Genomic DNA, 12128 nt, shown 5'->3' with positions numbered 1-12128 from the left:
GAGTAAAGAAGCATAAACCACTTTAGGAGAGTGAAAAACCCAGTCCACTACTAATTTAGCGATCCCTACTGCACGTACATAAAACAATTTACCTGAAGCATGACGCTTAAATCTAAAGTGCTTCCTAAGCAATAAAAGTATACCTGAAATAGTTTTTATATCAATAGGATTCGCTTCATAAGATGATTTACAGATATGGTCATGGAATTTCATTAACTCCATCATGGAGTCAGCTTCTTCTTTAGGTGTAACAACTCCTTCTGAGGTTAAAGAATCCAACGGAAGATCAATAGTTATTCTATTGATGATATCTGTAACGTCTAAAGAAAGTACCATCAGAATAACAGGATTTTGACCAAAAGAAGCTTCTAAATAACCATAATGGGCACGCACCATACTAGATATTGTATCTTGCTCAAGATCTATAGATGATGGTGTACCTTTCTCTATTTGAGGATCTATAAAATCTATCTGATCATAGCATGACTTGACTTTTGGCAAAGACGCATCAGTACCACTAAACAGGCTAATCATTAGCGCAATAGCTTGAAAGTTCATAAACACAGGACAACTCTGGTCAATAGAATCTACTTCTTTAAATTGCAAAGAAGTAGGATGTAGTTGTATACGAACAATAGATGGATTAGGCCCCTTTATCCTACCAATCCGTAAAACAGCTTTAACCAATGAATAAACTACTTGATTGATATCGCAGACAATATTGCTATATAGCTCCCCATTAGAAGGTCTGATTTTTTCTACCAGAATTTTAGGTGGATCATCCATCTCCTGGGACAAAGCAATTTCTACCTTACGAATCAGTTTATCTAAAGTAATTTTAGCAGGCTGCAGCAGCGCATGATCTTTAGCCTTTTCTCTTTTATTAAAATAGTCCACCCAATCATAGAACTTATTCATAATACTTTGAAAATCTTCCTTATAAATAGGCGTATGATTATCTAAAAAGGATATAGATTCTTCAACTTTACGGACTACTTGCGCTAAAATAGACCTATATCTCCTAGTAGACATAACACTAGTAGATGGAACCAGAGCTGCTTCATATAGGGATGACTTTAGTTGCTTAGATTCTCTATTTTTTTCTTTCTCTTTTAGATAAATATTTTGTGTAGTAAGACTATATACTTTTATTTTAAAAGATATAATCAATGTAAATATCAATAAACCCATTAAAAATATTGGAAATAAGGAACATAATACTGGATACGATAATCCAATATACATCGGATAAATGGCCAGTAATGAAGTAACTGTTACAACACCTATACCTGTATAAATAGGCAATACCGATAATACTATAGAAAGATGGGCCAAAGATAAGGATAGGATAAAGACTGGATTTACTGGATTAAACCAGTTCCAAAGTACATTGAAAGGTAGATAAAACCCTAAAACTATTAACCATACTAGTCCAATAAGCCAATTTGGAATAGCTCTTATCCTTTTAGAAATATCATATAAAATGGATAGCCCAAACAACATGCGGATCCAAATAGGTGAAATATAAGCCAATAACAATGATTTGTAAAAATCAATATAAAATGAGCTAGTAAGCTACTTATAAAAAAATAAAATCCCATACATACCATCGCAGTAGGGCTAGGTACTAACTTAGAAAAAGTAAATTTCTTATTTTGCCAACCTTTTTTAATCGTCTCTTTTCGTTCTATGTTTCTTCTGCTGTTTTCTTGTTGGATTTGTTTAAAGGTAGTATCCGGTTTAACCCACCCTACACCTTCCGGCTGTCTCAACAGATAGTGTGCAACTAGCATAGCAAATCCATTGGCTAGCATGGCTATAAAAGAACCATCTATACCTGTTTTTGGCTCAACCCATTTATTCCAAGCTAAAATAGTTAATAGACCTGTCGTCATACCGATCAAAGCCGTACGAGAAGTACCCCTAAAACCAAAAATACCCAATATAAAAGGAGCCGTTGCGATAGGTACAGCACAATCAAGCCCCCAATACATTAATTTTAAGAGATCTTGACAATAAAAAGAGACTACCATAGCCAATAGACCTACCACTAGTGTGGTCCACCTAGCTATTTTAAGTTGACCTGGATCAGGAATTGCTTTTTCCTTTTGTAGGCTGTTGACTATATCATGGCCAATCATAACAGAACAGGCATTTAAAAAAGAATCAGCTGTAGACATAGCCATTGCGAGTAAGCCAACAGCAAAAAATCCCCTAAAAAGAGTAGGAATATGGTCCACTACATATCCAAAAACCTCTGTTTTTAATAAATTTGGTGCTCTTGCAAAAACAAATACACTAATCAGAGAGATAAAAAACATTATAAACCAACTAAAAATAGTTGCATACGCAAAAGATTTTTGAGCCTGAATAGGGCTAGAAGACATGTAAACCCGTTGCATAATGGAAGGCTGAATATGGGATATTAAGGAACCTAGAACAAGTAGTAACATACTGACCAGCCGGGCATTAAATTGAAATAAATTGCTAAACTGAAACTTAGTTTGGCTTTGTAGGATAGGAACGATTTCGGAAACTGTTTTTCCTACATTTACAAACATAAACCAAGAAAGAAGTGGAATAATAATAGAAAAGGTTATAAACTGTAATACATCTGTATACGTAACAGCACGAACACCTCCATAGCTAGAATAGAAAATAAGAAGTAATGTAGAAAGGATAGTAATGGTAAAGGGATCAATTGAAATCAGACATATCTTAAAAGCCTTGGAAATTACATTTATTTGTCCAGTAATAGCAACAATGCACACACAGATACCAACCAAAGCAGCTATAATCCTTGGATACTTACCATACATACTACCTATTGTTTCTGCCATAGAAAGATGTTGCATGAATGGCCCCATACGCAATGCTAACCTACCAATGATCCAGAAACCAAAATAATCTAAAGACGTACCAAATATAAAGTATAATCCAAATTCATGGATAGATTCTATACTACGGATTATCGTCCCCCCGCCAAAAGTAGTAGCCAACACCGTAGCCACTAAAGTGGCAGTAGAAAATTGTTTATTCCCCACTGCATATTCTCGGAAAGTAGTTTCCTTTTTACTAAAGTAAATCCCTACTACTAGTGTTAAACAGAAAAAAGCCCCTACTATTACAATAGGCATATTCAATAACATCACAAATGAACCAATTAAAAAGATAGAGAAAATACTTAGAAATATAGCCTATATAATAAAGATTTTATCCTAAAAATCAAAAAAAGGTAGCGGGTATTGATAAATCATTCTGCTCTATTTGGAATAGAAAGTTTTAACGATTTTTTATAAAAATTGGCCTTCGGCCACTACTCTTTTTGCTGCAATAGTACCATCCACAGGATACAACATAAACAGCATAATATAAAACAAGTCCATACAGCAATACGACCGATATAATCGCCATATAAGCTATAAAAAGTCAATTGATTATTAGCATATACTTCGCCTCGAATTGCAGCAACTTCTAATCGATTTGTAGCAACTATTACCGCTCCACGCTGGCTGATTAATCCAGAAATACCAGTACTAGCTGCCCGCACCACACTCTTTCGATGTGCAATGGCCAACAAGCGGGTATATTGAAAGAAATCGTGATATATTGGCGTATTTCCCCACCAACCATCATTAGTTGCCACCACAAACAAATTGGCCCCTTTTTGGACACTTTTACCTATAAAAGCACCATAAAGCAATTCATAGCAAATAATTGGCGCTACGCTTATGTGATCATCTATTTTAAATACCTTCGTTTCATTTCCTTTACCTAAACAAGGATCTATATTCCCAATATCAACAAATTTTTGTTTGAGCCAATTACATAATGGTACTGGTAGAAGATGAAAATAAGGAATATATTCTCCACCTGGCACTCTTTTTTGCTTATGATATATATCTATTTTTTGTCTATCTTTTAAATGAAAAACACTATTGAAGTAGTCTACATATACACCTTTGCTTATTTGGGCAGTTTTCGTAGCTTGGATTGGGCCATACACACAACGAGAACTAATACCCGTTATAAGGTTTAAAGCAGTATAAACATCCAGAAACTGGAATATAGGTTGCATCAATAGATAGTCACCCAGCTTTACCTCTTCTAACCAGCAATCTATTGCTGACTCAGGCCACACTACCAAAGAAGTTGCTGGCGTAAGCTGTTGTTTAGAAAGGGCCAATAATCGATCTATTTGGCGCGCATAAGGAACAAAGCAGGGAGCGGTATAATCTTTTTCAGTATAGTTATCAAAATTGGGTTGAACCACCACTGCCTCTACATTGCTTCCTTTTTCTTTATAGCGATAATAGATCATTAAGCTTATGCCTATAGGCAATAGGATCCCCCCGCAGCATGCATTAAATAGAAGAAAATTTGCTTTTTCAAACAACAAATGATAAAGGAAGATGTTTACTATTAAAACCCAAAGGGAACCTCCTAATATGCCAGTATATTCATACCATTGAATCCATTGTGGCAATGCTGCCAATCCATTGCCTAAATTTAGCCAAGGAAAAGTAAGTTCCCAATATTCCCAAGAAAGATGTGCATATTCCAATGTTAACCAACTCGTCACGAATCCTAAATAGGCCATATATAGTCTGCCCCATTTCCGTATGCAATAATAAAAAAAACAAGGCAAAGCCAGACAAAACGTATTATAAGATGCTGTAAAAAGAAAAGCGAGAAAAGTAGCTTTATAAACCCACCAAATCGTTAGTGTATTCCAAAAAAACAAGGTACAAATAACTGAAAATAGACAAAAATATTTTTGTTTAGGTGCGATAGTGAGCAGTTTAAAGATGCCGAGTATCGGAACAATAGCTACAAATAATAAACCACCCAACCAAAAAGAACACCAAGATAGATAAAAACAAATACTGCTCAAGGTTGCTAAAAGGAAGACATAACGTTTGGAAAATCGTTTTAGAGCCATCCGGTCCATCCCTAAAGTATATTGAATAGAAAGCAAATGATGCGACATAAATTTTATAAATTATTCGGAGTCAATTGGCTAAATCTTTTGGTATAGAAAGAGCCCTATGCACTATTGTACTGTTTATGCATACGAGCATTGATAAACAATAGAACCAGAGTAATTTACAAAAAAGCAAGAAACTTAATAGGAGAAACACTGCTTAAGCGCTTGCGATTATCCAGCTCTTGGAGGAAATATATAGCAGGTAATATATTTTGTTTATTGTATTATTAACGTTTCGGATTAAAAATAATTTTAATATACCTGATTATTAGATTTTTATTTCACACCCATATAGTAATGTATAGTCACACAGTTTATGATAAAAATTAAAAGTCCGTTGGAACGATCTAAGATTGTATGGAACCTCTTTTGTTCATTATACTTTTAACCCAGATGATATCTTATACAGTTGAAAAAAAGGCAACAATGCCCTAAATTAGCAGGAAAAGGGTTTCGTAGTTCAACGGATAGAATAGAAGTTTCCTAAACTTTTGATGCAGGTTCGATTCCTGCCGAGACCACGTTATGCTATTTTATTATTTTTGGTACCTATCGGTTTAGTCATCTGGTAAGGTTAGATGACAAAAAGTAAAAAAGCTCTCTCGATTAATAACCGATATAGGTATTCAAATTTTAAACGATTCAAGCAAAAATCCATCTTGGATTTAGGTTATTACTACAATAATTTCCATACTATAATGACCCGAAAAGTTAAGAGAGAAAAAACAAGGGTTTTGTTTCCTATATAGTTTTAATTTTACTATTTTATAGAGTATTTTCTCATCCAGAGTTCAGGTTGTTAAATTTTACTTTCTATGGATTAGGTGAGCAACCAAGAAAATAAGGACAAGTAAGAGAACTATACAAGATCAACGGCAGATGCGACAGAGCCTATAAAACTTATTTTGGATGCATTTAACTATAAGCCAATCTATCCCATTTGCTCTAAAAATGTAGTAATTCTCGTATGAGTCTTCTTATTACCCAGTAGGACTATAATTTCTATAAGGTCTGGACCAGCCATTTTTCCTGTAAGGGCCATACGCAATAGAGGCATCATACCAGAAATACGCGTTGCTTCTAACAACTGTTTAATCTTATCCGGAGTCCATTCTACGAGGGTAGAAAGTCCTTTATGAAAAGCCATGATCCCCTCTTTGGTTTGGTGATGCCATCTTTGCTGCATTAGTTCAGCATTATAATATACAGGATCAAAGAAAAAAAATCTACCTTCTTGCCAGAAATCCTTTGGAAAAGTAATTCTATCTTTCACCAGGTTACAAATGGCTATTGCATCTTGCTGGCTACAAACTATATTTTCTTGAGCAGCTTCTGTTATAAAGTAGTTCGCCCAAGCAGTTGGGCCTTGTTTTTTAATATGTTGTTGGTTAAACCATTTGGCTTTTGCCATGTCAAACTTAACACCTGATTTGCCTAATCGCTCCAAAGAAAAGGCTTCTATTAAGCCTTTTTTGGTAAATATTTCTTGATGGGTACCTGGGTTCCACCCCAATAAAGCCAAGAAATTCAACAATGCTTCTGGCAAATAACCTGCTTCTCTAAATGCGTTTTCAACAGTCAGATCTGGGCTGTTCCAAGCAATAGGGAAAGCAGGAAAGCCATATTGATCCGCATGACGCTTACTTAATTTTCCATGACCATCGGGGGCCAATAGTAGCGGTAGATGTATAAATTGCGGCATTGTATCTGCCCAGCCTAAGCAACGGTACAACCATATATGAATAGGCGTAGAAGGTAGCCACTCTTCACCACGGATCACATGACTGATTTGCATCAGATGATCATCTATAACACTGGCAAAGTGATAAGTAGGCAAACCATCCGACTTCATCAAAACCTTATCGTCCAAGACCGTAGTATCTACTTTTACCCAGCCACGGATGCCATCATGAAAACGTATAAGGGTTTTATGCGGCATTTTTAGTCGAATCACATAGGGTTTGCCTGCGGCGATCCATTCCTTAACCTGTTCCATAGGCATGGTTAGTCCATTGCGCATCGATTCACGGCTAGTGGCATTATATTGTGGGTTGGCCACTCTTGCCGCTTTAAGTCGTTCTCGCATCGCCTCAATTTCTGCTGCTGTGTCAAATGCATAATAGGCATATCCACCATCCAATAAGGGTTGGATGTACTTTTGATAGATCCCGATCCGTTCAGATTGTTTGTAAGGACCAAATGCCCCTCCTTCTTGAGGGCCTTCATCTGGTACAATCCCTAGCCAGCTCAAGCTTTCTAGAATATAAGCTTCTGCACCAGCCACCCAACGTTTTTGATCGGTATCTTCAATACGGAGTATAAAACTACCTCCTTCTTTTTGGGCTAAAAAGTAATTATAAAGAATGGTTCTAACACTACCAATATGTAGCGCCCCTGTTGGACTAGGTGCAAACCGTACACGTACTGCCATATATCAATGTGAAAAATAATACAAATACAATGATTGGAAAAACTTGCCCAGATGGACATTTAGAAGTTATATTTTAGCCAAAACAGTAATGCCACCTTTTACCTTATCCCCTACAGATACTTGCATATCGGCATCTAGCGGCAAATACACTTCTGCTCTTGAACCAAACTTAATAAAGCCACATTTTTCACCTTGCTGGACCGCCTCACCTTCTTTAAAATAAAACTTGATGCGACGTGCCATAAAGCCAGCTATTTGTCTAAAAAGAATTTTCTGACCATTCTCATTCTCAATTACAATAGAGGTTCTTTCGTTATGTGTACTGGCTTTGGGATGAAAAGCAACGAAGTACTTGCCTGGGTGGTACCTAAAAAAGACAATTTTGCCAGACATCGGAAATCGATTGACATGTACATTAAAAGGAGACATGAATATACTAACTTTGATTCGATCTTCCCGTAAGTACTCTTCCTCATGTACCTTCTGAATGCTCAAAATTTTACCATCTGCTGGCCCTAGTATATATTGATCTTGGGTATGAATGATCCGGTACGGATCCCTAAAAAAATAGATCAACCAAAAATACAAAGCACCACTTACTACTGTAAATCCTATGGATTGGCGGTAATTAAACACCACTTTTTTATGCATACCATAATAAATAAGCAGCAGTAAAACGGGTGTCCACAATAAAATTTCTTTTCCTTCTTTATGTATTTTCATTATTGGAAGCCTTACAATCTATAGCTATAGTGGCGTTTTATAGATCACCCACTGGTCTACAAGTAAACTAAATTTGATATTTTTTATCCACATAATAAAGTTATTTTCAAAAATGCAACTACGGTAGGAATGGTTAGCAATAGGCTATCCACCCTATCCAAGAGTCCGCCATGTCCTGGAATCATTTCGCTAGCGTTTTTTACATCTACACTTCTTTTAAGTAATGAGGCAACCAAATCTCCATAGGTCCCTGTAAGTATGGTAATTGCCGAGATGGCAAGCCACTGCCATAGGGGTAAAATATTAAAAAAACAGGCTATAACATAACCTGTTACAAGGGCAAACAATGCACCTCCCCCAAAACCTTCCCATGTTTTTTGAGGAGAAATACGCTTAAAGAATTTAGATTTCCCTATGGTAGAACCCACTAGATAGGCGCCTGTATCCTGGCTCCAAACAATTATGAGCAAGCCCAGTATCAATTGGTGCGAATAGATGCCTTTAAAAAAGGCCAAATAATGTAGCATACCAAAAGGAACCGCAATATATAAAATACCCAAAAAGGTAACCGCGATATCTAAAAAAGGGTTAGAAGGCTGCCTATACAATGCAGCGATATATATTAAAACAGTGAACAGAATAGATCCATAGCTTAACAGGGGTAAAAAGTTATTTTGAAGATAATAGGAGAAGGCTAGGGTATATAAAAGTAACCCTAGCCAAATCCCGTAACCGCGCATAGGCGCAACCTTTGCTTGTTTAAGCAGCTTATAAAGCTCTAGCATCGCCAGCATAACTACATAAAAAAAAAGAAAAAAATAAGTCCATGCGGACCAAAAAATTGCAAAAACAATAACAGGTGTAAAGAAAACAATCGAAAAAAAACGTTGTACAAAATTGTTTTGTTTTTTTAATATAGCCATAGAAGCTGTTTTTAAATACAGAATAGACCGCTTGCATAACGCCTTATACCAAACAGGCAGGAAAAGGTTGTTACAATGATATAAAATTTAATAGGAGGAACAAAATAGCTTCTATCGCGTAGCTCTTTTTACCCTTTTTGGTATGGATAAAACCTATTAAAATGAACCCATCACAGGGCTACAACTATCATTGGTCTCAAACGAGACCAAACCCGATTATAGAAATTTTTTAGCATACTCCTTTTTAAATTCTTGGTTTTTTACACCAAAATTTGTATTATAAAATATAGCTTCTCATATAGTCTTTATTTATACTTTCTTAATTTGTTGGGTTATGATTTATTTCAATATGGCTATTGTAATAGTAGGGGCCTTTTTGGGGTTAACCTTACTAATGGGTATTTACTTTAGTAGAAAAAGAACTACTTTTCGGGAATATGCAATCGGGAATAAACAATTTGCTACGGCTACTTTGGTGGCTACGGTGTTGGCTACTTTTTTTGAAGGAGGTGGCTTAATTCGTAATGTAGAGTGTATTCATGACCTTGGTTTGTGGTTTATAGTCGTTTTACTTATAGTGCCTTTTGGTATGTGTACTATTAGCAAATTATCCTTACGGATGGGGCCATTTATGCAACACTTCTCAACAGCAGAGACAATGGGTAGCATCTATGGTAGATATCCAAGATTTATAACTGTATTGGTGAGTATTTGTCGAAACATCGTTCTAATTACTTCTCAAATCATCATAATGTCCCATGCTATTAGTATGTGCGTAACCTCAGTTAACCCATATATAATACCAATATTTTCTACCTTAATCCTTATTTTCTATTCTATGTTTGGAGGAGTTCGCGTCGTTACTTTTACGGATGTGTTTCAATTTATAACTTTTTCAATTATTATTCCACTTCTTTCTTGGTTTATGTTTGTAAATGTAGGAAAAACAGCTACAACAATTATTCCCATACTGCAAACTTACACTAAATTTCAGTTTACCGAACTATTTAACACAAAACTAATGGGTATGGTGCTACTTTTGCTAGCTGATATGCCAAGTAATATAGTAGAACCCGCTCTTATGCAACGCCTTTATATGGCTTCTAGTCCCACTCAGGCCCAAAAAGTTTTTTGGCATGCTTCTGTTTTTGGCTGTATGATTCAGGTTTTTATAGTTGTAATCGGTTTATTTACTTTTGTGTCGGCACCAGATTTACCCAAAGAAGAGATATGGAATTATATAGCAACCCATATCCCTCCTCTTTTTAAAGGTTTTATTACGATTAGTTTGCTCGCTATGGCAATGTCTACAGCTGATTCTGCTTTAAATACTTGTTCCGTTATGGTCGGGCATGATATCGTACAGAGCCTACAAAAGGAAATTTCTGATGCCCGTAAGCTTACAATAGCTAAAACTACGACACTCATAATTGGTCTATTATCTATGATGGTAGCTTTTAAGTGCAACGATCTGTTGAAATTAGTGTATTGGTCCCTTGATTGCAGTGTACCTATATTAACCGCTCCCTTTATTTTAGCTATTTTGGGTTTCCGAAGTGGCTCCTCTACAGCCTTGATCGGTATGGCTACCGGTCTACTTACTATTTTAGCCTGGAACAAGTGGATTGAACCTATAATAGAAATAGATGGAGCTTTCCTAGCTATGCTAGCCAACGGATTAGCTATGCTATCAGCCCACTATCTCTTGAAACAACCTGAAAGTGCAGGTTGGGTTGGACCAGATGACCGCTTTAAACAAATCCAACAAGAAGATGCCCGCAAAAGAGCTGAGAAAAAAGAAGCCATTAGCAATTTCTGGAAAAATAAAAAAGCGACCTTAACCAATCTAAAACCCAGAAGTTCTACAATAGTATATATAGGATTTTATCTTTTCATGACTGGGTTGCTATACTATTTTATAACGCGTATTACAAATCATTTTTATTGGCTTATATTCCATATTATTGGATCAGCTTGTTGCTTAGGCTATCCATTTTTCTATGCTATTTCGAAAAAAGTAAGAGCGATTCCAAACTGGTTTATTGGCCTAATTTGGCTAATAATTTTATCGGTTTATCTTCCCTTAAATATACTTTGGGGCTGGTCGCATTCGGTAGAGCCCAACTTTAACCTTTCTTTGTCTTTAAGCCATCTTACTGTAATCTTATGGATCTTGCCGCTCTATATTGGTATAAGTGTTGTATCCGTTACTGTATTGGTATCCATATATCCGGTTTATACTGGATTCTCGCATCCAGTATTATGCTCCTTATTGCCACTATTTATAGCAGGTCTATTTTTATTTACCATTATTATTTGTTTGAAAACAGAAATAAATAAAGTTACCCGACAAAATACTTACCTGAAAGATCAAAAAAAGATTACTGCCTCGAAAGAACTAAAAACGTCTCTCTATGATTCGGATCTGGTTCCCTCCATAGGTCCTAGTTCTCCTAAAGGATATGGATCTATTTTAACGAAAGTAGTGCGTAAAATAGAAGAATCTATTTCCTTTTTAGACAACGATACGCCCCTTTATAAAGAAGATTTCCAAAGCATTATCCATAAATTTCATGACTGGATAGCTTATTTTAATAAAAGAGAGAAAGCGAAAGACCATGCACTATTGCAACCTACTAACATTACTTTAACTAAACTGATTCGTAAAGTAGAAGTCAATTTATCTCAAGAGGTGGATAATCCACCTAAACTACTGGTAAAAAAAATAAGACTGCCTAGCAACCCATTGGGTACCGATGTAGTATGTGACATCCATCAGGTAGCTTACGCATTGGTTAAGGCTATTTTACGGATCGGTAAACAAGGCGAACCCATTTCACCGATTGTTAAAATAGAACTCCATCCTACTGCTTTGCAATTTAAACAAGCCGATGCTATTGACAACAGTGATCCGGTGTATATGGATTTTAAAGCTATTGCGCTAGTCATCAGTCTAGTTACTGCTGATCCTGATAATCTGCCCAAGGTAAAAAAATGCTACCATGAAATAGATACCATAGGTTCTAAAGGAGCACAAGAGGCCCCACCATCTATAGATCTGGAG

6 protein-coding genes, 1 tRNA gene and 1 pseudogene are annotated in these 12128 nt (G+C 36.1%); 2 read left to right on the top strand and 6 right to left on the bottom strand.

The window, feature by feature from the left end:
* The 3 genes and pseudogenes from ACRRVD_RS04215 to lnt all read right to left on the bottom strand — a co-directional run.
* Window positions 1-1503, bottom strand: a pseudogene (locus ACRRVD_RS04215) (sodium:solute symporter family transporter); the annotation flags it as partial.
* Window positions 1458-3149: a sodium:solute symporter family protein gene (locus ACRRVD_RS04210; RefSeq protein WP_432461870.1), complete on the bottom strand. Its 1692-nt coding sequence runs from the start codon at window positions 3147-3149 to the stop codon at window positions 1458-1460. The gene ACRRVD_RS04210 and the pseudogene ACRRVD_RS04215, both read right to left, overlap by 46 nt.
* Before the next feature lie 167 nt (window positions 3150-3316).
* A complete protein-coding gene (lnt, locus tag ACRRVD_RS04205) occupies window positions 3317-4990 on the bottom strand; it encodes an apolipoprotein N-acyltransferase (protein WP_432461869.1) in 1674 nt (557 codons plus the stop codon).
* Window positions 4991-5436: 446 nt separating this feature from the next.
* Between lnt and ACRRVD_RS04200 the strand changes: the two genes are divergently transcribed.
* A tRNA-Arg gene (locus ACRRVD_RS04200) sits at window positions 5437-5508 on the top strand.
* Window positions 5509-5918: 410 nt separating this feature from the next.
* On the opposite strand, the gene gltX is transcribed toward ACRRVD_RS04200, so the two are convergent.
* The 3 genes from gltX to ACRRVD_RS04185 all read right to left on the bottom strand — a co-directional run bounded on the left by gltX (window position 5919) and on the right by ACRRVD_RS04185 (window position 9064).
* Window positions 5919-7418, bottom strand: coding sequence for a glutamate--tRNA ligase (gltX, locus tag ACRRVD_RS04195; protein ID WP_432461868.1), 1500 nt, complete (start codon window positions 7416-7418; stop codon window positions 5919-5921).
* A gap of 66 nt (window positions 7419-7484) precedes the next feature.
* Window positions 7485-8141 carry a phosphatidylserine decarboxylase family protein gene (locus ACRRVD_RS04190; protein WP_432461867.1) on the bottom strand — a complete coding sequence of 219 codons (657 nt, stop codon included), beginning with the start codon at window positions 8139-8141 and terminating at the stop codon, window positions 7485-7487.
* Between the two features lie 83 nt (window positions 8142-8224).
* The gene (locus ACRRVD_RS04185; protein ID WP_432461866.1) at window positions 8225-9064 is read right to left on the bottom strand and encodes a phosphatidate cytidylyltransferase; all 840 of its coding nucleotides are present in this window, start codon (window positions 9062-9064) and stop codon (window positions 8225-8227) included.
* A gap of 334 nt (window positions 9065-9398) precedes the next feature.
* Between ACRRVD_RS04185 and ACRRVD_RS04180 the strand changes: the two genes are divergently transcribed.
* Window positions 9399-12128: sodium:solute symporter family protein (locus ACRRVD_RS04180; RefSeq protein WP_432461865.1), on the top strand; the 2730-nt coding region annotated here is incomplete at its 3' end.

This window comes from Candidatus Cardinium hertigii, assembly GCF_050864915.1.
In the GTDB taxonomy this organism is placed as follows: Bacteria; Bacteroidota; Bacteroidia; order Cytophagales; family Amoebophilaceae; genus Cardinium; species Cardinium hertigii_D.
Note: the sequence above shows the minus strand (reverse complement) of the source record. Positions and strands in the feature narration are given on the sequence as shown.